The sequence below is a fragment of the Halobacillus shinanisalinarum genome, from assembly GCF_022919835.1.
GTDB lineage: Bacteria > Bacillota > Bacilli > Bacillales > Halobacillaceae > Halobacillus_A > Halobacillus_A shinanisalinarum.
In genome coordinates this window covers 4,478,002-4,499,560 of sequence record NZ_CP095074.1, presented here as the reverse complement: position 1 = coordinate 4,499,560, position 21,559 = coordinate 4,478,002, and the positions used below count along the sequence as shown (strand labels likewise).

Sequence of the window (21,559 nt, the reverse complement as noted above, 5' to 3'; positions counted from 1 at the left end):
TAACTTATTCGTGAGATTTTGACTTCTCTTCCAATAAGACTCCACTATAACCCGACTTTTTCACTAAAATAACGTCGGCCCCTATATTTACAATTTGGTTCCAAGGAATGACGATCTCTTCGTCTTTGCCAAATAGGCCCATTGCCTTTCCTTTTAACGTAATGACCAATCCTTTCAATTGACCCCTTTGTGTGTCGATATCTAAATCAGATATATACCCAAGGCGTTCCCCTGTTTCCATTGCAATGACATCCTTCATTTGCAGTTCAGATATTTTCATCGTTAACCACTCCTTTGTAGAGTATATGCAGAAGAAGCGGAACACTTTCTTTTAACAACAAGAAAACGCCGCTTGCATAAAATTGCAAGCGGCGTTTTGCCTTGAACTTATTGAAACATGGATGAATTCATTTCTTTAATAGCTGCTTTCTCAAGCCTTGAAACTTGAGCTTGTGATATCCCTATTTCATCTGCAACTTCCATTTGTGTTTTTCCTTGAAAGAATCGTTTCGTTAGGATCATTTTTTCTCGATCATTAAGTTTTTTCATACCTTCTCTTAATGACAGCTCGTCCAACCAATTCGAATCTTTCTCGCGATCATCCTTCAACTGATCGACAACAAAAATAGGATCACCGCCATCATTGTAAATCGGCTCAAATAATGAAACGGGATCTTGAATAGCATCCATAGCAAATACCACATCTTCATGAGGAACACCCATCTTCTCAGCAATCTCGCTAGGAGCGGGATCCTTTGATGTTTCACTTATTATTTTTTCGCGCATTTGTAGAGCTTTGTACGCCGTATCCCGTAGCGAGCGAGAGACACGAATTGGATTATTGTCCCGTAAGTAACGGCGGATTTCACCGATGATCATTGGAACAGCATAGGTAGAAAATTTCACATTATGACCAAGGTCAAAATTATCAATCGATTTCATCAATCCTATGCAGCCAACCTGGAACAAGTCATCCCCATATTCGCCGCGATTATTAAACCGTTGAATGACTGATAAGACGAGTCTCAAATTTCCGTTAACAAGATCTTCACGAGCAAACTCATCTCCACTTTGCATTCGTTCAAACAGGGCCCGCATTTCTTTATTTTTAAGTACAGGAAGCTTTGATGTATCTACACCACATATTACTACTTTATGACGTGTCAATGTAAGACCCTCCCAAGAAGCTGATATCAGTTTTCAGTATCTCCTTGGAAGGAAAAATTATGCATGACCACATGGAAGAAAATTTACACCATTTTATCAAATTCCCTTTGTAAACGACGGATGATTTTCTTCTCAAGCCTTGATATATAGGACTGAGAGATCCCCATCATATCGGCGACATCTTTTTGAGTTTTTTCTTTTTTTCCGATTAAACCAAACCGAAGCTCCATAATTTCTTTCTCACGATCATTGAGATGCTGAAGTGCGGACTTAAGTAGCGTTTTGTCTACTTTCTTTTCCATCCCTTTGGTGATTAAATCTTCCTCTGTACCAAGAATATCTGAAAGCAGAAGCTCATTCCCATCCCAGTCGACATTTAATGGCTCATCAAAAGATACTTCCGTTTTCAACTTGTTGCTTTTGCGAAGATGCATAAGAATTTCATTTTCGATACATCTTGAAGCATAAGTCGCAAGCTTGATCTTTTTCTCCGGATCAAAGGTGTTGACGGCCTTGATTAGACCGATCGTACCTATACTGATTAAATCCTCTATATTCAGCCCGGTGTTTTCAAATTTGCGAGCAATGTAGACGACAAGACGTAAGTTTCGTTCGATCAGCATCGCACGTGCAGCCTTATCCCCTTTTGGCAAAAGCTCGAGTAATTCTTTTTCCTCTTCCCGTGATAGCGGCGGTGGCAATGCCTCACTTCCGCCAATGTAATAAATTTCTTTTTGCTTAATGCCTAGCTTGATTAATAATTTATAAATCCATAGTTTTAGTCTAAACTTCCACTTCATTTGATTTCTTCCCCCTTCACTATGCCGTAATTCCTTTTAACGAAGCATGTGGATGAATTAAAATTTGATACATTTGATCATGTGTCAAATCATGATGTTGAATACCTAGGAGCGGCCGATCTACCTTTAGCTGTCCATCTTTTGTATGAATAGTAATGGATTCGACGGTAAACGTAACCATAAGCTGCCCCAGTGAACCTGCCCCTTGAAAGGGAACGATCCTTAGTGCTGATTGGATGGCAGGAGATAAATCCTCCAAGTGATCATAAACTTGATCTGACTTGAGAAATTCCAGTTCCTGATCCGGAAGAAGCTGCCGCCAAACGTGAAGGTCAGCTAAAAAAACCATCTTCTTACTAATAGGATCGATCAGCTGATTTCCACTATCCACTAAACCAGTGCAGTCCACCTTTTTCCCGTTAAAACGTATCGTGACATTGTATAAATCCTCAACCTTCATCTGGTGAGCCTGAACTTGCTCCATACGCCACTTTGTAAATACCCATGACACAGGAAAGCCTACACACACAAACACCCAGCTAACAGGGTCCCCATAACCTGAAGAAAAGGTAATCATACTGCTTCCATCGAATTCGATATGACTGTTTAGAAAAAAGTGAATTCCCAGCAGTCCCCCGCCAATAGCAAAGGTTACAAAATAAAACGTCAACCATTGGATTAAAAAAGATTGAATAGACTTAACAGAGAATGCAATATAAATGATAATAAGCGAAAAGAATAACTTCCCAATAGCTGAAGTTAACCACACGTTCGGCATTAACACCGTTATCGGCACAATACATGAAGCAAAAAGTGCTGCCGCAAACAGCCTTTTATTCGTAGTCTTCGCCCTTGTTAGCCCTTGAGTTAAGTATAAAATCATTCCATCCATGAATACATTTAATGTCCATACAGCATCAAGGTAAATCCTCCCCTCTCCTCTCTTATTTATTTACTAGTCAGTATAATGCCTGTCTATGTAAAAAGTCTGTCAGATTATGAACGGATTCCAAGCTAGTTTTGTTAGATTCTGTCTAGTGTTTTTCGAGAAAGTTTAAGTGTGATTATAAGAGAGGATATGGAACAATCATAGCGATTAAGTGCGCAGTAATTATATTATGTAAACAATATTGTGGCCAACTTTATTTACGACAAATTAATTGCGCAAAATTATAGTTAATTGCACAAAAAATCAATTAATTGCATGTATCAGCGATTAATTGCACATTTCCAGTAAATGCCCATAACAAAATGACTGCTGTGTAGTTATTTTAGCTTCCTTAACTAGAACAAAAGCGCGGGGCGCCCCGGTAGACACGACAGTGGAAGTTCGGCTAAAACCGAAACGTCCTGTTTCAACGCCGAACTACCCCACGTCCTGTGGGGCCACGGTGGCGATTGACTAGTCTTTCGTGTCTTGCGCGCTGGAGCTGGATGTGGCTAACTTCATGTGAGCTTATCCATATGCAATTATTTTATAATTTCCTGGACGACAAAAAACCGCTGCCCCTTTCAGGACAGCGGTTCTCAAACTTACTTTATCTACGACGATTACGATTACGTAAAAACGTTGGAATATCTAGTGTGTCTTCTTCTTGTGGAGTTTGCTTAGGTGGTGCTTGATGTGAAGTCTCCCGACGTGACTGCTGAGGTTGTTCTTCACGTACACGCTCTTGCGGAGCTGGCTTCGTTTGATTCATCATACTGCCACGAGGTTTTTTCTGAGCCTCGGCAAGTTGTGCCTCATCGAACCCAGTTGCAATAACTGTTACAACAATTTCATCTTTAAGATTCTCATTAATGACGGAACCAAAGATCACGTTTACCTCTTCATCTGCAGCAGAGGTTACAATATCTGCAGCCTCTTGAACCTCATAAAGACTCAAGTTTGCTCCACCACTGATATTCATAAGTACACCGTGGGCACCATCGATAGATGTCTCAAGCAACGGAGAAGAGATAGCTTTCTTAGCTGCTTCTGCTGCACGGCTCTCACCTGTGGCAATGCCTATTCCCATCAGTGCAGAACCTTTATCAACCATGATTGTTTTTACATCGGCAAAGTCAACGTTAATAAGACCAGGAACCGCAATTAATTCTGAGATCCCTTGTACACCTTGACGCAGCACATTATCTGCTTCACGGAAGGCCTCAAGCATCGGTGTGTTTTTGTCAACGATTTCCAACAAACGGTCGTTTGGAATGACGATTAACGTATCCACACTGCCTTTTAGTCCTTCAATTCCACCTGTAGCCTGCGTAGCACGCTTGCGCCCCTCAAATGTAAACGGACGAGTAACAATGCCTACAGTTAATGCCCCTATTTCTTTCGCTACTTGAGCTATGACAGGTGCGGCACCTGTACCGGTACCTCCGCCCATTCCAGCTGTTACAAAGACCATATCGGCCCCTTGCAGTGCTTCTTCTAGCTGTTCTTTACTTTCTTCTGCTGCTTTACGCCCTACTTCCGGGTTAGCCCCAGCGCCAAGTCCACGGGTTAGTTTCCCGCCAATCTGCATTTTCACTTCAGCTTTTGATAGATTCAAAGCCTGTGCGTCTGTGTTGACTGCTATAAACTCTACTCCTTGAACACCATGCTCGATCATTCGGTTAACGGCATTGCTTCCGCCGCCGCCAACACCAATTACTTTGATTGTTGCTAGTGAATCCATACTCGTATCAAAATCTAACATCTTCCGTTCCTCCTAATACACAAGATTACAAGATTTACTATGTTGAACGTTCCCATCGATCATTTCTTGTTCCATTAATCAAAAAAGTACTTTAATAGGTTTTGGAAACCTGACTCTTTTTTCTTTTTTTCCGGTTTTTCCGTTTCTTCTTTTGGCTGCTTCACTGACCGCTTCTGTTTTTTAGGAGCAGGTTGTTCATAACTCATAGAAACAGAGGGAAATAACTCTTTCCCTTGTATTTTCGCATTACGGTAAGCGAATTGCAATATTCCGACACCACTTGTATATTGCGGTTCACGCACTCCAATATAATCTGGAATCGCTAAACGGACATTTGAATGAAAAACATCCTGTGCCAACTCCAAGACACCAGGCATATTCATCGCTCCGCCAGTAAGCACAAAGCCTCCTGGTAACTCTCTTACACCCATACGCTGCAGCTCTTGTGCAGCAAAAACAAGGACTTCTTCCAACCTTGCTTCAATCATATCAGAGATTTGCAGTTGATTGAATGATTGTTCGCGATTACTTCCAATAATCGTGACAGAAAAAGTCTCTTCCTCATTTGCATCATCAAAAAAAGCATGACCATGATCGATTTTTACTTTCTCAGCTTCTTCGGTAGAAGTTCTTAACCCAATGGACAAGTCCTTCGTAAGGTTATCTCCGCCATACGGCAGCATGCTTGTCCCTTTTAAGTGTCCTTCTTCAAAAATAGACACTGTTGTAGAACCGCCGCCTACATCAACTAACGCGACACCCAAATTCGTTTCATCCATAGACAGGGAAATGGTTCCTGTAGCGAGCGGCTGCAGGCATACATCCAGTACCTCTAGACCGGCTCGTTCAACACATTTTAATGTATTATGTAAAACGGTTTTAGCACATGTAATAATCATGCCTTCCATTTCTAGACGAACACCGATCATTCCCCTTGGATCTGTGATTTCATCTTGTCCGTCAACGATAAACTGCTGCGGGATTACATCGATAATTTCACGTTCAGGAGGTACAGAGACCACCTGAGCAGCATCAATTACTCTCGTTATATCCTCATCACCAATCTCCCGCGACTCACTTGAAACAGCTACAACACCATGACACGGCTGAAGTTGGACATGATTACCATTGACACCAACAACGACACGGTCAACCTTCATATCTACCATTCGTTCTGCTTGTTCTACTGCAGATTTAATTGAATGAACCGTTTGATCAATATCAACAATGGCACCTTTTTTCATACCATTTGATTTGGATGATCCCACACCAATTATATTTAGAGAATCATTCATCACTTCTCCAATAATGACTTTAATTCGACTCGTTCCTATATCTAAGCTTACTAATATTTCATTTTGATTCACCAGTGACGCACCTCCTGTAACAAGCCATATAAGTACTCAAATCATATCGAATTTACTATCAAAAAACAATCCTTGCAACATAAACGTAAATGAAATGATAACTTGCGTAATTAAATGAGCTTATTTTTAGAAAAAAGTAGTATACTTATTGCATTCCACAGATTTTATTGAATCCCTTTTTATTTCTCAAATTTTCGAGTGATCAGCCGTTGGTCAATCACGTGTCTTCTGATGGTGGCTATATTCTGAAACAACCGCACACCAAATGCAAAGACAGCCGCAAGGTATAAATCCACTCCTAATTGTACTCCTAGAAAGGCTAGAAGCGCAGCCAAAGTGACATTTGCGAAAAAACCCGTCACAAATACTGTTTCATCAAATATTTTCTCTAAGTTTGCACGAACCCCTCCTAATAGTGTATCAAATGCAGCCAAAACAGCAATAGACAGGTATTTGGTATATTCTTCCGGAACGCGCAAATCTGTCAACAAACCAACAGTGATCCCAATAACTAAAAACAACACTGGAAGCCACATCTTATTCATCTGTCTTTTCCATTTCTGCTTCTTGTAAAACTTCCAAATGTAAAGGATCCTCAAATTTAGGCAAAGTAATGTCTTGCCTTATTTCTATTCGAAGGTCTAAATTTTCAATAGCAAAGTAATCATTAGACTGACTCACTTCAATATAATCAGAAAGTTTTTTTGGATTATCGGCAAGAGCAGTGATCTTCACAGGAAGCGGAGGCAAAGGCCTGTTATTTACATAAGTATAGCCGTTCACACCTCTTACTGGGGACAAATTCGTCACCCGTTCACTTCCGATAGCGATCTCATCTGCTCCAAACTCATTCAAATCGTTTATTAATCGGCTCAATAGCTGCGGTGAAATCGATGGGTAGGTTTGTACCTCATCACTTTCTACGAAAATTGGCACAACCTCTATCATGATTCCGGCTCCCGTTTGTTCCGTTAACCCAGCCTTTCGTTCTAATGAACTAATTGAAGCTTTAAGTGTTTCTATTTTCTGTTGTTTACTCTGCTGTTGGTAATTTTCAATCGTTTGATCAGCTTTGGAAACTTTTGTTAAAAACTCCTGTTGTTGACCTTGCTGACTTTCTATGGCCTCTCTTATTTCCCATTCATCTCTCGTTTCTCTATCCTTTGCAGGTCCTGCATTGGTCGTTTGAAATTGGATGGCAATCATAAATCCAATGACTAAAAAAATGAATGATATTATCCATGTTGTCCGTTTACTCATGTGGCTCACCTTTCAGATGTCAATCTTGCTTCCATCTTAACTTCCCCGTCTTTCATCAGCTGAACGTCCACATGTTTATTTTCCAATTGATCGATGACTCCGCGCGTTAAATCAAGGCTTGAGTATAAAACGTGAGAATCACCAATCGCAGAGATGACAAATGGGGCAGAATGTTTGATGCCATCTACCGTAACGACTGGGCCTGTACAGGATATATAGCTGTCTCTGAAGTAACGCTGACCGTTTATCGAGACAGCTTTTGCTCCGGCACTCAGCAGTTCATTGATTACAAGGTGGATATGGCTTTCATGGACAATATAATTATTGATATTGTCTTTTTCAGGTACATATTGGGCATCGCTAAGGGTCACCTTCACTCCTGGGCCTTTCACCGGTAATTCTCCCGCTAACAGCTGTAGTTCTTTCTTCTTCTCAACATAATCGACGACCATTTGTTCTGATTCAGCTAAATTGCTTTCGAACTGTTGAATCTGACCGCGCTTTTCTCGCAGTTCATCCCTCAGCTGCTTATTCCTTTGTTCTATTTCTAACAACTTTTGCTGATAAAAATATTCTTTTTCCCATTGCGTGTCATTTAGCTGAACCATTTGTGGTTCGTTTTTTGTTTGTTGATAGCTATAGGCAACTAAAAAGCCTGTAAGGAGTAAAACGAGAGAAAGCAGCAGCGATTTACCCCTGATTCTCATTGCCATTCTCCTCAGCTGATTCTTCCTTGTTCTCCTCGGTCGGATAGGCTTCAAAATAAGTCCCTACATCTATATGTATGATTCCTTCCTGATCCTCGCTTAGTTGTGACACAATAGAAGGATAGGCAGGCATCTTACTAGAGAAGGTTCGAAGGGAGGCTTGTACTTCATACCCATCATTCATATATAGAGTAATCAAATAAGGATTGTCCTCTTCTGGAGTCCAATGAATTTCGGAGATCAAACGAGCCACACTGTTCGGTAATTCTTTTAATTCTTTAGACATTTCTTTTAAATACGTTAACTTTGTAAAGCCTTTCAAAATCGGTGCATCTCCACCTGGTAAATTCATTTCTACGTCCAATCGGGTCCCATTTTCTAAAATAGGTTGATACTGTCCATTGATTTGAACATATCCAATTCGTTCGGCTTCTTCTACTTCAATATGGATGGTACTTGGTAATTCCCGACTGACTTCTACCCCTGTAATCTGATTGTGTGAACCGATCTTTCTTTCCACCTTTTCAGGGTCAATTTTCCAGAAATTTGTATTTTCCATAATGCCGGAAAGTTCTTTGATTTCATCGGCCTCAACATGACGATCCCCTTCTATATCAACCGTTCGAATGTGACTAAGAGGAGATTGTAAATAAACGACAATAGCAATTAACAAAAATAATATAGTCAAGTATTGAACTAATCGTCTATTGGCTTTCTTTTTTCTAATTTGTTTTAATTTGGGAATTCGGTCTTCTATGGAAACAACTTTCTTTTTTTCTTCCATAATGGGCATGTCTCCTTGCTACCATGTGCGAAAGCTTCACTGCAGGAAACTACAGTTGATAAAGTAAACCTATTCTATACTTTCTGCAACTCCCATTATATCACATAACCCTATGCGAATTAAAAACTAGTTTGCAATTATTTCAGCTTTATTCAGGACTATTAATACTAGTTTAACATCGGACGGATTCCACTGTGAATAACCTTTTGAAAAAGATTAAAAACCGTACAGGGTATAGACCTGTACGGTTACGTTTGTATCATTTTGATGAATATCGACTGACACTTAGAAGCAGCCCAAGTGAGGCCAGGGTTAAGGTTAAAGAGGAGCCTCCATAACTTATCAGTGGAAGAGTGATCCCGGTAACTGGTATAAACCCTGTTACAACACTTACGTTGATCATCACCTGAATCGAAATCATTCCGACAATACCAAGCGCCAGCAAGCTTCCAAATAAATCCGGGCATATAAACTGGCACGTACCCCTCGCCACAGCAAAATGAAGAATAGAATGAGAACCACGCTGCCCCCGATGAATCCTAACTCTTCTGCTAAGACGGCAAAAATAAAATCTGTTTGTGGTTCAGGTAAATAAAAGAACTTTTGCATACTGTTTCCTAACCCAAGTCCAAGTAAGCCACCTGGACCAATCGCATATAGCGACTGAATAATTTGGAACCCGCTTCCGAGCGGGTCCTCCCAAGGATGCAAAAAGGATGTGATTCGCTTAATTCGGTAGGGGGCTGACGCAATTAATCCAACCATACCAGCGGCTCCAGCCGCAGCAATCCACATAAAGTGGCCGATCCGCGCCCCTGCCGTGAACATCATCACAAGACATGTTGTTACCATCACGACGCCTGTCCCTAAATCAGGCTGCAACATAATGAGGGCAAAAGGTACAAGAATAAGGGCTAGCCCTGGAAGAAAGCCTTCTTGGAAGGAAACTATTTTCTTTTGTCTTACCGATAAGAACCTTGCTAAAAATATTATCAGTCCTAGCTTCATAAATTCAGAGGGCTGAATACTGAACATGCCGATCCCAATCCAGCTTCTTGCCCCCCACGAACCATACCTATCCCCGGGATTAAGACAGCGATTAAAAACACCAAACAAATAATGGCAATCCACTTCGCATGCTTAAACCAGAAATAATAAGGAATACGTGATAAGAAAGTCATTGCCGCTAGACCAAGTACAGCGAATAATATTTGTCTCTTAGCATAAAACCATGAGTCATCAAATTTATACTCTGACCATATGCTTGAGGAACTGTACACCATAATAATGCCAATAATTAATATACTAAGAATGGTACATGTCAGCCATACGTCTGGCTTTTTTTCAACTTTATCCATAAAAAAGCCCTACCTCCCATATCATTTGGAAAACAGGGCTACAGCTTGTCACATAAGCCCTTACTTCAGCTTATGCACAGCTTGTTTAAACATATGACCTCTTTCTTCAAAAGTCCCATATTGATCCCAGCTCGCACAAGCTGGGGACAACAGAACGACTTCCCCTTCGTGTGTCAGGCGATGAGCGGTCTGCACTGCTTCATCCATTGTTTCCACAGCACAAATATGTTCAATATTTGCTTGTTTAGCTGCATCAGCAAGCTTGTCTTGGGTTTCACCGAAGACAACCATAGCTTTTACGTTTGTTAAGTAGGGAATTAATCCATCAAAATCATTACCTCGATCTAAACCGCCTGCTAATAATACAGTTGGCTGAGTAAAAGATCTGAGTGCATAGGATGTCGCTAAAATATTTGTCGCTTTTGAATCATTATAAAATAGAATCCCTTGCTTTCGGGTAACAAATTCGAGGCGATGCGGAACCCCTGCGAAGCTTGTTAAAACTTTGTGGATGGCATCATTTGAGATGCCTCTTATCTTCACAGCCGCCACGGCTGCCAAGATGTTTGCCAGGTTATGCTCACCTACCAGCACAATATCGCTTCGCTTCATCACTTTTTCACCTTTAAAATACACCCATTCCTCATCAGCAAAGGCTCCATCGACTTTTTCTGTAATAGAAAATGGAACTCTAGTTGCTGCTGCAGTCGAAAGAAAAGATACGATCGAATCATCATCTGCGTTGTATACGAGATAATCATCTTCCGTTTGCATTTTAGTGATATTCGCTTTTGCCTGATAATAATTTTCTAATGAATGGTGATAATCCAGGTGAGCTTCGAATAAATTTAACCAAACCGCAATGTTTGGTTTGAAGGTTTCGACACCCATCAACTGAAAGGACGATAGTTCAACAACCATTGTTTCCTCTTCTGATGTTGTACGAGCTACCTCACAAGCCACTTCTCCGATATTTCCCGCAATCGAAACAGGCTTATGATCAGCTTCAAGAAAAGCATGAATTAATGTTGTCGTTGTCGTTTTGCCATTTGACCCCGTAACCCCGATTAAATCTCCTTTGTGAAGTTGACCGGCGAGTTCAATCTCAGTCACAACAGATATCCCGCGCTTTTGCCCCTCCACAACGATTGGATTTTCATATCGAATGCCCGGATTCTTAACGATTAAATCAATGTCATCAAGGGTGTGTAATGGATGTCCTCCCGTAATCACCTCGGCTCCTTTTGCGTTAAGCCTTCTCACCTGCTCACTGTTTTCATCTGCTTTATAGTCATTGACACGAACATGAACACCACTGTCTAAAAGTAATTCAGCAGCTGCTGTACCACTTTTCGCAAGTCCTAGCACTAATACGTTATTGTAATCAAATGATTGAAAGGTTCTCATCCGAACATCACCTCAATGTAGATCCCAAGTACCGCAAAAACTAAGCCAACTGCCCAAAACGTTGTAACCACACGCCATTCGGACCAACCATTTAGTTCATAGTGATGGTGTAGCGGACTCATTTTAAATATGCGTTTACCAGTTGTTTTAAATGATATGACCTGAATAATTACAGATAAGGTCTCAATGACAAATACTCCACCAATTAATACAAGCAAGAGTTCAAGCTTCGTTAAAATAGCAATAATGGCAATCGCTCCACCTAAAGCGAGCGAACCTGTGTCACCCATGAAGACTTTGGCAGGGTGGGCATTAAAAACAAGAAAACCTAAAAGAGCTCCTACAACGGCAAGGGAGAAGATCGCCACCTCTATATTTAGCTCCCCGTTCCAGGCTAATATGCCAAACGCTCCAAAAGCAATGGCAGCTGTACCAGCAAGCAGTCCATCTAATCCATCGGTAAGATTCACAGCATTGGATCCGCCAACAAGCATAAATAAGATTAAAAGCCCATAGCCCCATCCCAGTTCAAGCTGAAATGAGGTTCCAGGGATAGCAATGTACGTTTCGAAATCATTTTGCTGTAGAATGATATAGACTACAATGGCAATAATAATTTGTCCAAGCATTTTTTGTTTAGATGTAAGTCCAAGATTTCGTTTAAGAGCCACCTTAATATAGTCATCAAGAAATCCTAAAAGGCCATAGCCTAACAGTACAAATAGAACTAAGAAAATTTGTACACTTTCTGCTTCTGGCAATAGCCAAAAAGAGATGATTAATGTCGTAACCGTAATGGCGACAAGAATCATGACTCCTCCCATTGTAGGTGTCCCTGATTTTTTTTGATGAGACTCTGGACCTTCATCCCGGATACTTTGGCCAAATTTAAGCCGTTTTAAATACGGAATAATGATCGGCGATATTACGACGGTAACTGCGAATGATAGGGCCATGGTGATAAATAGTATGTAGTCGTTCATTTTCTTCCTCCTTTAGCGTGATCGCCGTCGCCTCTCATCAGTTCGTTAAATCTTTCATTATTTCTTCAAGTTTCATTCCACGCGAAGCTTTAAGTAATACAACGGTCTCTGATGTTAGTTTATCCTGAAGCTGATCACTCAATGATTGTTTTGTTTGAAAATGCTTAGATTCTATTCCGGGATAATTATCTTTAAGTGCACTCGTAATCATGCCAGCATGTTCACCAATGGTATAAACCGTATTGATTTGTTCCGTTATGGCGGAAGCCACACTGGCATGCAAGTCGGCGGCATGATCCCCTAACTCAAAGATATCCCCAAGTACGAGCACTTTATTTTTCTTGTCTTTCAAATGACAAACGACTTCAATGACAGCTTTCATTGAAGTTGGTGAAGCATTATAGGCATCATTGATAATCAACGCCCCCTGCTTACCCTCATGCTTTTCAAACCGCATCCCTGACATTTCTAACTGATTAAATCCCTGATTAATCTCTTCTGAAGTAAGACCTAAAAAAGTCGCAATAGCTATAACATATGATGCATTTTTAATGTTATGCCTTCCTGACATCGGGATATGATAGGGAACGCTATCTAATTTGAAAAAGCTGTCATCATCCGTCATTTCTATGTGCTGAATGGGTTTAGATGCTGCTTCAGAAAAACCACAAGCGACACCTGAAGATCGTGACATATAGGGAGTAAGCAACGGCTCATCCCCATCAAATACAAACAATCCTCGCTCGGTCCAGCCATCTAATATTTCTAATTTAGCTCTAGCTATATTTTCACGTGAGCCCAAGTATTCAATGTGGGATTCACCAATATTTGTAATAATCACATGGTCGGGCTGGGCAAGTTTTGATAACAAGGAGATTTCTCCAAGCCTATTCATCCCCATCTCAAGGACAACCACCTCTGTATCGAGCGGCATTGCAAGGATCGTCAGAGGTAAGCCGATATGATTATTATAGTTTCCTGCAGTTTTATGTGTTTTATACTTGACTTGAAGGATGGATGCTGTTAAGTCCTTCGTCGTTGTTTTCCCATTTGAACCGGTCACACCGATCACTGTCGGTGCAACTTTATTTAAATAAAATCTTGCTGTCTGCTGGAGGGCAGCTGTCGTATCATCAACGAAAAGTATGGGAAACTCAGTAGGTATTGCCTCTGGCAGAGAACGATCATTTTGCCAAAGCGCTGCTACAGCTCCTTGTTTAATCGCCTCCATTAAAAACTGATGAGCATCAAAGGACTCCCCTACAATCGGAACAAATAAACTTTGTTTCACTTCTTGTCGGGTATCAGTCATCGTACCACGGATAAGAATGGAGTCATTGGCTGCTCCTCTATACTCAGGAAAGACTTTAGTTAATTCCTTTACTGTAAACATTACGAACGTCTCCCTTTAACCTTCAATAAAATATCTCTTGCTACTTCGCGATCATCAAAGTCGTAACGTACACCGTTAACTTCTTGATACGTCTCATGACCTTTCCCGGCTATAAGTACCATGTCCCCTTCATTTGAACGTGAGATCGCACTTTCTATTGCTTTTTCTCGGTCTTGCTCAACATCAAAACCTCCATTAAGGTGCGAGGTCATATCATGTAGGATCCTCGCTGGATCCTCGGACCGCGGATTATCTGATGTGAAAATAATATGGTCGCCATATCTCATGGCTACGTCCGCCATTAATGAGCGCTTAGAACGATCACGGTCTCCCCCGCATCCCACCACAACTCGGATAGATCCGCGACAAAAGTCCTTCATCGTTCTCAACACATTTTCTAAAGAGTCAGGTGTATGAGCATAATCCACAACCACACCGAAGTCCTGTCCAGCAAGCACGGGTTCAAACCGGCCTCGAACACCTTCTGTTTGTGCAAAGGACTGCTTAATCGTTTGCAGGCTCACTCCTGAAGCGAGAGACGCTCCTGCCGCTGCCAGCATATTATAAATGCTGAACATTCCCATTAACGGACTCGTTATTTCAATCCTGCCTTTAGGCGTTAACATCGTAAACGACGTTCCTTTTTCATGAAGAGAAATGTTTGTTGCCATCACATCTGCTGTTTTTTCGACCCCATAAGTCAAGGTCGGTTTCGCCGTTGAACGGATCAGTTTTGCAGCAACGGGCGAATCGATATTAATGATTGCAAATTTTGCCCGCTCCACATTATACCCGTTTCCAAGCTGGGCGAACAATAGGGACTTAGCACGAAGATAATCATCCATATCTTCATGATAATCTAAATGATCCTGACTTAAGTTCGTAAAAATAGCAATATCAAAATCGCATCCATACACTCTACCTTGATCAAGTGCATGGGAAGAAACCTCCATAATGGCTGTTTCCACACCACGATCAGCCATTTTGCGGAAGCTTCTCTGTAAAGAAAGGGAATCAGGGTTGTATTTTTCACTGGATACAGATCCCCTGCGATTTTCATTTGAATCGTGCCAATTGTAGCAGTCGTCTGCTTTTCAAGATTGTAGATTTCATCGAGCAGGTACGTAATGGTTGTCTTGCCATTGGTGCCAGTCACACCGATCGTATATACCTTTTCGGTTGGATAATCATAAAAGGTTGAAGCCACCATGGCTAGAATCTTCGTTGTGTCGTTTACGGTAATAACCGGAAAATCAATATCCAGGTCTTCTTCAGCAATGATAACGGCTGCTCCCTGGTCAATGGCTGAAGTCACATAGGCATGGCCGTCTGTTTCACTGCCACGGATACAGATAAACACATCCCCATGGGAAACCGTTCTAGAATCCATGGTGATACCAGAGATGGTTATCGATTCTATCGATTGATTTGTTCTATAAAATGGAACTAATTCTAGTAATTTAGTTACTTTCACTCTAATCATCCTAACTTTCCCACATTCCTATTCATTATAGCAAAGATATAAACGGCTGTACCGTGCGATGTTAAATTTCGACAACTTATTCTTCACCCAAATAGACACGGATAGTTGAGCCACTTGGAACTTTAACCCCTGCCTCCGGGGCTTGAGTAACGACGGTGGAGCCCTTCCCGTTTGTTTCAATTTTTAATGTTGTTAAAAATTGGGTTAATTCATCCTTTTCCATTCCCGTTACATCGGGAACTTCAACAAGCGGTTCTTCTGGCCATGCGTATTCTTTTTCCAAGCCATCCTTTCTAGGTTTAACTCCCAACGAACGTAAGCTGTCGGCCATAATATCCCCGACGATTGGAGCAGCAACGACGCCACCAAATTGAACCGTGTTCTTCGGGTTATCAATGGCCAGGTAGACGACAAGTTCTGGATCATCTGCCGGGGCAAAGCCAATAAAAGAAACGATATGATTGTTGGTCATGTACTGTCCATCAGGTCCTACCTTCTGTGCCGTTCCAGTTTTTCCACCTACTCTATATCCTTCAACAAATGCCGGACGGCCCGTTCCTTTCGCTACAACACTCTCCAGAGCATTCCTTACTTGTTTTGATGTTTCTTCAGAGATGACCCGCCGCTCCATTTCCGGTTCATTCTTCTGTAATACTTCACCGTCAATAGGATCGAGCCATGCTTCCTGAACATATGGTTCGTAATAATAGCCTCCGTTTACGGCGGCCGCTACAGCCATAACTTGTTGGATCGGTGTAACAGATACACCTTGGCCAAAGGCAGTCGTAGCAAGTTCTACTGACCCCATTCGTTCAGGTTTGAATAAAATTCCCTTTCCTTCCCCTTGTAAATCGATCCCTGTTTTCTGCCCAAAGCCAAAACGGTTAATGTATTCTAGTATATTCTCTTTGCCTAACCGTTCTCCTAATTTGACGAATCCGGGGTTACATGAGTTTTGCACGACCTCTAAAAAAGTCTGTTCTCCATGCCCGCCGCTCTTCCAACAATGTAGTGTCGAACCTCCGACTTTAATATGTCCAGGGTCATTAAAATGGTCATCCTGTAAATCCACGACATTTTCCTCAAGTGCCGCCGCCAGGGTAATAATCTTAAAAGTGGAACCGGGTTCATAGGTACTCCAGACAGGTAAGTTTCGATTGTACACGGAAGCTTCAACGTTTTGATAATTAGCTGGGTGAAAATTAGGTCGGGATGACATCGCCATAACTTTCCCATTATCCGGGTCAACCGCGATAGCTAATGCACCATCTGGATTATATTTTGCCACAGCTAAATCTAACTCTCGCTCAATGATGGATTGAACTTTATAATCGATGGTAAGCCGTAAATCTTTCCCATCTACAGGTGGTGTGTACGTATCAGCAATATCCGGCATCCGCTTCCCTTTCGCATCCGAGTAGAAAGAAAGTGCCCCTTTCTCCCCACTCAATTCTTCATCATAGTATGCTTCTAGCCCAAGCAGCCCTTGATTGTCAATCCCGCTGAATCCGAGTACATGTGAAAGGAACGAACCATGAGGGTAATAGCGCACTGAGTCTTCAGCTATGTAAACACCCGGAATATTAAGTGATTGAATAGCTACTGCTTGCTCCTCCGATATTTTACGTCCTTCAGGATTGATTTTCTCTATTGACACTTGATTCGTTAAATGATCATAGGCCTTCTCTACAGTCATGTCTAGAATTTCAGACAGCTTTTGGGCCGTTTGTTCAGGATTTTTAATTTGTCTAGGGACAACCATTACCGTCGGTGCAGACTGGTTACCGACCAAAACCTTTCCATTTGTATCCAGGATCTTACCTCTTTCAGGCTCAAACGTAATATCTCTTCCCCACGACTCTTCTGCTTGCGCAATTAAAAAATCACTTAATACAAATTGAACGTAACCTAAACGACCTGCAATCGTCGCAAAGATAATTAATCCCACTAAAAAAACAGTGACTAAACGCTTTCTGACAATTACTTGTGATACTCTTCTCATATCCATAACTCCTTTAAAATCGATAGAGTAAGCTTGTATCACTATATGCAATCACAGAGCGATTAGAACACTGTTTGTTTAGTGTTACTGTGGCGGCGAAAGCTCTACCACAAGGTAACCGTCATCTTTTAATTTTGAACCTTTCGCTATACTTTGCTTAACGACATATCCACTTCCCATTGTTTCCACCTTTAAATTAAAATGGTCAGCAAGGCGTTGAACATCACGCATCGACCATCCAGTAATATCTGGCATCTTCGGCTGATCCGTAATCACAATGACTCGTTGGCCACTCAAAGTGGTGGTGCCTGCATTCGGGAGGGTAGCTGTCACTTTTCCACCGTTTCCAACTACTGAAACATGGGCATAGTTTTTTTTCAAGGTATCAACGGCTTCTTTTGTTTTCATGCCTGTCATGTCGTTTAGTTGATTTGTTTCAACCTGCTCGTCCTTATTTTTATCTGGGTTGATATCAAGATAATGCAAGCTATTTTCCATGACTGTCTTAAAGATATAAGATGCTGGTTCTGAGCCAGTCTCATCAGGTTCAAGCTCTGGTTGCTGAACAGCCACATACATCAGAAGTTCTGGGTCCTCTTTAGGTGCCATACCTAAGAATGAGAAGGTGTAATTATCCCGTCCGGTCAAGTATTGGCCACCAGGCCCCGGAATCTGCGCTGTCCCGGTTTTACCTGCCACAGAATAGTCTCCTAGCTTAAATGGAGCCCCTGTGCCGTCTTCTCCCGTGACGACATTGCCCAGTAAATCTCTCATTTTCTTGGCTGTGTCCTCTGAGATAGGCTTCCCTAGCACCTCAGGCTCACTGACTTTTATCGTTTTATCAGAATCACTCCCGGCGACTTTTGACAACACATACGGTCTCATAATCTCGCCACCATTCGCTATAGACGTTGCCGCTGTCATTAACTGAATAGGAGTTGTCGTTGTTCCCTGTCCAAAAGAAGTGGTGACTTTTTCAATTGGATAATCATATAAAACCTTACCGGATGCTTCTCCAGGAAGATCAATCCCCGTTTTCTGATCCAAACGGAAATCTGATAAATACTCCCTAAACTTACCAGGACCTAATTTCTCCATTGCCAAGATGGAGGCAGCAACGTTGGATGAACGCCTGAACCCTTCATTAAAAGTAATTTTGCCCCATCCTTCAGGTTTATGGTCATAGATCGCTGGGTAATCTTCACCTACTTTATAGGAGCCTGATTTAAATTTATCCTTTCCATTATAGACACCCTCTTCAATCGCAGCCGCCCACGTGAACATTTTCATCGTTGAGCCGGGTTCAAATGGATTCGATATCACATCATTGTACCAATTCTCAACATCACCGATATCATTAGGATTATAACTTGGACGATTACTCATAGCTAATATTTCACCAGTATCCGGATCCATTACCCCGGCCATGATTTTCTTCGGCTCGTATTGTTCTTGAACAGATGACATGGCATCTTCTAGAAAGGTTTGAATCTTCTGATCGATTGTTAAATGAACATTTTCTCCATCATCTGGAGGCTGCAAAACTTCTTCAGGATCCAAAAGCTTCATTCCATATTTATCACGTTCATAGGAAATTCTACCTTTTTCACCCTCTAAATAGTCTTCCATTTGCTTTTCAACGCCTGTTACACCATTAATGTGACCGTCTTCTGTACGGGCAAATCCGATGATATTCGAGGCGAATTTCCCGTTAGGATAATACCGCTTAGATTCTTGATCAAATCCTATCCCGCTTAGTTCCAGTTTCTTTATTTCTTTCATTTCAGCTTGTGATAATTCACGGCCTTTGTTCCCAAATTCTACTTGGAATTTCCCTTCTTCTTGAGCTTCTTTCATAGTTTCGGCCATCTCAGCTTCTTTCATATCTAATAATGGCGCAAGCTCAGATGCCGTTTTTTCTATATCATCCACGTGTTTTGGATCCTTTTCGTTGGTCGTGAAGGCAGGGTCAACAATCGCATATAACCGGTAAGTAGGCCGATCATAGGCCAAAACCATACCGTTTTTATCATAGATTTTGCCGCGATTTGCGTCTAATTGATAGGAGGTTGTACGACTGTTCTCAGCCCATTCATCCAAATTAACCCCCTCAACCTCAGCAGTTGTTTCAATGTAAAGGAAACGTCCAGCAATGATCAGGAACATAATCGAAAATAGAATGATCAACAAAGCGGCACCTTTATGCGTATTTGAACTTTTCATAAAGACACCACCTATAGTAATGTGTTTAGTTTTCTAAGACACCAGCTTGCTTTACTTTTGCGTTTTGAATATCTAAGCCATGTTTTTTGGCGACCTCTATTATGCGGTCAGGGTTACTTAATTCTTTCACCTGATAAGCAAGCGTTTCATTATGGGATTCTTGTTGCTGCACCTGTTGCTCAAGCTCCTGAATGTTCCTATTTAGGGTGTCTGTCGATGCAGTAAAATTCACCATAAAGATAGAAGCTGCCATAACGGCCCCTGTAAAGGCGGTGTATAAAAATTTCTCTCCTGTACTAATCCATTGTTTTTTGTGTACTTTTACTTTGGATTGTTGTTTCTTTTGTGGTTCCTGAACAGGTTGTTGTAGGTCTCTCACTCTCTCTGTGCTCATGTTTGCTTCCACCCTTCTTCAAATTTAAACTCTTCAGACCATGGCTTTACCTTCTCGACAATACGCAGTTTAGCTGACCTTGAACGACGGTTGTCTTCCAGCTCATTATCCTCAGCAATAACGGGCTTTCTTGTTATTAATTTAAATGGAGGCAACTTGTCCTCAGGTATGACTGGAATGTTCTTAGGTAAAGGAGGATTGGAACTCCATTTTTTAAACGTTTGTTTACAAAGACGGTCCTCTAAGGAGTGAAATGTAATAACGGCGATTCTCCCTTTCACACTAACCATTCTGGCTGCTTGATGAAGCGTATCTTGAAAAGCTCCGAGTTCGTCATTGACAGCGATGCGTATGGCCTGAAATACCCGTTTAGCAGGATGCCCACCTTTTCTTCTGGCTGGTGCAGGAATGCCCTCTTTAATCAGCTCCACAAGCTCATTTGTTGTCTGAATGTCCCTTCCTTCTCTAGCCGCTTCAATCTTTCTTGCAATCTGCTTGGAAAACTTTTCTTCTCCATATTTAAAGAAAATTCGAACAAGCTTCTCGTATGGCCATTCATTGATTACATGCCATGCTGACAACTCATCCGATTGGTTCATTCTCATGTCTAGAGGTGCATCATTATGATAACTGAACCCTCGCTCTGCAACATCAAGTTGAGGACTTGAAACACCAAGGTCATACAATATCCCATCTACTTGGTCTAAACCAAGTTCTGCAAGTTTTTCTTCAAGTTGACGAAAATTCGCATGAACAAAGGTGATTCGATCTTTGTATGAATCAAGTCTTGTCCGCGCGGCCTCGAGTGCATGCTCGTCTTGATCAAAAGCGATTAGCTGCCCATCTTCATTAAGCCGTGAGGCAATTTCCTCCGCATGACCTCCCCCACCTAAAGTGCAGTCAACATACACACCGTTCGGTCGAATATGTAGCCCTTTTATTGTTTCCTCTTTTAACACACTATAATGTTCAAACATGTACTCACTCGTTTCTCTACCTATCAAATATCGATATCAAAATCTAACATATTTTCTGCAATCTCTGAGAAAGATTCTTCTGATGCTTCGAAGTATGTTTCCCACTGATCTTTACTCCAAAATTCAATCCGATTGGATACACCAATAACCACGCATTCCTTATCTAGCAAGGCATGTTTCCTAAGCGGCGGCGGAATATTAATTCTTCCTTGTTTGTCCACTTCACATTCCACAGCACCAGATAAGAAAAATCGTGTGAAGGCTCGGGCATCTTTCTTCGTTAGCGGAAGCCTCTTAAGCTTTTCTTCAAGTAACCTCCACTCATTCATAGGGTAGGCAAATAAACATTGGTCCAAACCTCTTGTCAGCACGAAGCCGTCCTGAAGTTCTTCACGGAATTTAGAAGGTACGATAATCCGTCCTTTTGTATCAATGTTATGTTGAAATTCCCCCATGAACATAGACTCTTCCCCACCTTCTAAATTCATCCTACCACATTGCCCCACTTTTCACCACTCACTTTTTATCATTCTTTAAATAATAAAAAAATCCTGCCTCTCT

At 41.5% G+C, this 21,559-nt stretch carries 18 protein-coding genes and 2 pseudogenes; all 20 read right to left on the bottom strand.

The features are described from left to right. Positions 1 to 4 precede the first annotated feature (4 nt). The 20 genes and pseudogenes from MUO14_RS22310 to mraZ all read right to left on the bottom strand — a co-directional run bounded on the left by MUO14_RS22310 (position 5) and on the right by mraZ (position 21,459). Positions 5 to 280: a YlmC/YmxH family sporulation protein gene (locus MUO14_RS22310; protein WP_244752696.1), complete on the bottom strand. Its 276-nt coding sequence runs from the start codon at positions 278 to 280 to the stop codon at positions 5 to 7. A 107-nt stretch (positions 281 to 387) separates the two neighbouring features. Next, entirely contained in the window at positions 388 to 1,167 is a 780-nt protein-coding gene (gene sigG / locus MUO14_RS22305; protein WP_244752695.1) for an RNA polymerase sporulation sigma factor SigG, read from the bottom strand. 83 nt (positions 1,168 to 1,250) lie between these two features. Continuing rightward, positions 1,251 to 1,967 (bottom strand): RNA polymerase sporulation sigma factor SigE, encoded by a 717-nt coding sequence (gene sigE / locus MUO14_RS22300; protein WP_244752694.1) that lies wholly within the window; start codon positions 1,965 to 1,967, stop codon positions 1,251 to 1,253. 19 nt (positions 1,968 to 1,986) lie between these two features. Then, on the bottom strand, positions 1,987 to 2,895 hold the full coding sequence (gene spoIIGA / locus MUO14_RS22295) for a sigma-E processing peptidase SpoIIGA (RefSeq protein WP_255822214.1): 909 nt from the start codon (positions 2,893 to 2,895) through the stop codon (positions 1,987 to 1,989). A gap of 610 nt (positions 2,896 to 3,505) precedes the next feature. Beyond that, positions 3,506 to 4,660, bottom strand: a complete 1,155-nt coding sequence (ftsZ, locus tag MUO14_RS22290) for a cell division protein FtsZ (RefSeq protein WP_244752692.1) — start codon at positions 4,658 to 4,660, stop codon at positions 3,506 to 3,508. A gap of 74 nt (positions 4,661 to 4,734) precedes the next feature. Beyond that, positions 4,735 to 6,027: a cell division protein FtsA gene (gene ftsA / locus MUO14_RS22285; protein WP_244752691.1), complete on the bottom strand. Its 1,293-nt coding sequence runs from the start codon at positions 6,025 to 6,027 to the stop codon at positions 4,735 to 4,737. A 179-nt stretch (positions 6,028 to 6,206) separates the two neighbouring features. Then, positions 6,207 to 6,563: a small basic family protein gene (locus MUO14_RS22280; RefSeq protein ID WP_244755725.1), complete on the bottom strand. Its 357-nt coding sequence runs from the start codon at positions 6,561 to 6,563 to the stop codon at positions 6,207 to 6,209. A gap of 1 nt (position 6,564) precedes the next feature. Continuing rightward, the gene (locus MUO14_RS22275; RefSeq protein ID WP_244752690.1) at positions 6,565 to 7,287 is read right to left on the bottom strand and encodes a DUF881 domain-containing protein; all 723 of its coding nucleotides are present in this window, start codon (positions 7,285 to 7,287) and stop codon (positions 6,565 to 6,567) included. Between the two features lie 5 nt (positions 7,288 to 7,292). Then, on the bottom strand, positions 7,293 to 7,994 hold the full coding sequence (locus MUO14_RS22270; RefSeq protein WP_244752689.1) for a DUF881 domain-containing protein: 702 nt from the start codon (positions 7,992 to 7,994) through the stop codon (positions 7,293 to 7,295). Further along, on the bottom strand, positions 7,978 to 8,778 hold the full coding sequence (locus MUO14_RS22265; protein ID WP_244752688.1) for a cell division protein FtsQ/DivIB: 801 nt from the start codon (positions 8,776 to 8,778) through the stop codon (positions 7,978 to 7,980). Before MUO14_RS22265 ends, MUO14_RS22270 begins: the two co-directional genes overlap by 17 nt. Before the next feature lie 259 nt (positions 8,779 to 9,037). Then, positions 9,038 to 10,136: pseudogene (gene spoVE / locus MUO14_RS22260) on the bottom strand (stage V sporulation protein E). A 60-nt stretch (positions 10,137 to 10,196) separates the two neighbouring features. Beyond that, entirely contained in the window at positions 10,197 to 11,543 is a 1,347-nt protein-coding gene (murD, locus tag MUO14_RS22255; RefSeq protein ID WP_244752687.1) for a UDP-N-acetylmuramoyl-L-alanine--D-glutamate ligase, read from the bottom strand. After that, positions 11,540 to 12,526, bottom strand: a complete 987-nt coding sequence (gene mraY / locus MUO14_RS22250) for a phospho-N-acetylmuramoyl-pentapeptide-transferase (protein ID WP_244752686.1) — start codon at positions 12,524 to 12,526, stop codon at positions 11,540 to 11,542. Before mraY ends, murD begins: the two co-directional genes overlap by 4 nt. 37 nt (positions 12,527 to 12,563) lie before the next feature. Beyond that, a complete protein-coding gene (locus MUO14_RS22245) occupies positions 12,564 to 13,919 on the bottom strand; it encodes a UDP-N-acetylmuramoyl-tripeptide--D-alanyl-D-alanine ligase (RefSeq protein ID WP_244752685.1) in 1,356 nt (451 codons plus the stop codon). Beyond that, positions 13,919 to 15,309: pseudogene (locus MUO14_RS22240) on the bottom strand (UDP-N-acetylmuramoyl-L-alanyl-D-glutamate--2,6-diaminopimelate ligase). Before MUO14_RS22240 ends, MUO14_RS22245 begins: the two are co-directional and overlap by 1 nt. Positions 15,310 to 15,478: 169 nt before the next feature. Further along, positions 15,479 to 17,404: a stage V sporulation protein D gene (locus MUO14_RS22235; RefSeq protein ID WP_244752684.1), complete on the bottom strand. Its 1,926-nt coding sequence runs from the start codon at positions 17,402 to 17,404 to the stop codon at positions 15,479 to 15,481. A gap of 84 nt (positions 17,405 to 17,488) precedes the next feature. Beyond that, positions 17,489 to 19,627, bottom strand: coding sequence for a penicillin-binding protein (locus MUO14_RS22230; RefSeq protein WP_244752683.1), 2,139 nt, complete (start codon positions 19,625 to 19,627; stop codon positions 17,489 to 17,491). Positions 19,628 to 19,652: 25 nt separating this feature from the next. Further along, on the bottom strand, positions 19,653 to 20,021 hold the full coding sequence (gene ftsL / locus MUO14_RS22225) for a cell division protein FtsL (RefSeq protein ID WP_244752682.1): 369 nt from the start codon (positions 20,019 to 20,021) through the stop codon (positions 19,653 to 19,655). Further along, positions 20,018 to 20,998 (bottom strand): 16S rRNA (cytosine(1402)-N(4))-methyltransferase RsmH, encoded by a 981-nt coding sequence (gene rsmH, locus MUO14_RS22220; RefSeq protein ID WP_244752681.1) that lies wholly within the window; start codon positions 20,996 to 20,998, stop codon positions 20,018 to 20,020. The genes ftsL and rsmH overlap by 4 nt, the downstream gene beginning before the upstream one ends. Positions 20,999 to 21,021: 23 nt before the next feature. Further along, positions 21,022 to 21,459, bottom strand: coding sequence for a division/cell wall cluster transcriptional repressor MraZ (mraZ, locus tag MUO14_RS22215; RefSeq protein WP_244755724.1), 438 nt, complete (start codon positions 21,457 to 21,459; stop codon positions 21,022 to 21,024). Positions 21,460 to 21,559 lie beyond the last annotated feature (100 nt).

Coding starts and splice junctions, on each gene's coding strand:
- MUO14_RS22310 (WP_244752696.1), bottom strand. CDS start 280: ATGAAAATATCTGAACTGCAAATGAAGGATGTCATTGCAATGGAAACA.
- sigE (WP_244752694.1), bottom strand. CDS start 1,967: ATGAAGTGGAAGTTTAGACTAAAACTATGGATTTATAAATTATTAATC.
- ftsZ (WP_244752692.1), bottom strand. CDS start 4,660: ATGTTAGATTTTGATACGAGTATGGATTCACTAGCAACAATCAAAGTA.
- MUO14_RS22280 (WP_244755725.1), bottom strand. CDS start 6,563: ATGTGGCTTCCAGTGTTGTTTTTAGTTATTGGGATCACTGTTGGTTTG.
- MUO14_RS22275 (WP_244752690.1), bottom strand. CDS start 7,287: ATGAGTAAACGGACAACATGGATAATATCATTCATTTTTTTAGTCATT.
- MUO14_RS22270 (WP_244752689.1), bottom strand. CDS start 7,994: ATGAGAATCAGGGGTAAATCGCTGCTGCTTTCTCTCGTTTTACTCCTT.
- MUO14_RS22265 (WP_244752688.1), bottom strand. CDS start 8,778: ATGGAAGAAAAAAAGAAAGTTGTTTCCATAGAAGACCGAATTCCCAAA.
- murD (WP_244752687.1), bottom strand. CDS start 11,543: ATGAGAACCTTTCAATCATTTGATTACAATAACGTATTAGTGCTAGGA.
- mraY (WP_244752686.1), bottom strand. CDS start 12,526: ATGAACGACTACATACTATTTATCACCATGGCCCTATCATTCGCAGTT.
- MUO14_RS22245 (WP_244752685.1), bottom strand. CDS start 13,919: ATGTTTACAGTAAAGGAATTAACTAAAGTCTTTCCTGAGTATAGAGGA.
- MUO14_RS22235 (WP_244752684.1), bottom strand. CDS start 17,404: ATGAGAAGAGTATCACAAGTAATTGTCAGAAAGCGTTTAGTCACTGTT.
- MUO14_RS22230 (WP_244752683.1), bottom strand. CDS start 19,627: ATGAAAAGTTCAAATACGCATAAAGGTGCCGCTTTGTTGATCATTCTA.
- ftsL (WP_244752682.1), bottom strand. CDS start 20,021: ATGAGCACAGAGAGAGTGAGAGACCTACAACAACCTGTTCAGGAACCA.
- rsmH (WP_244752681.1), bottom strand. CDS start 20,998: ATGTTTGAACATTATAGTGTGTTAAAAGAGGAAACAATAAAAGGGCTA.
- mraZ (WP_244755724.1), bottom strand. CDS start 21,459: ATGTTCATGGGGGAATTTCAACATAACATTGATACAAAAGGACGGATT.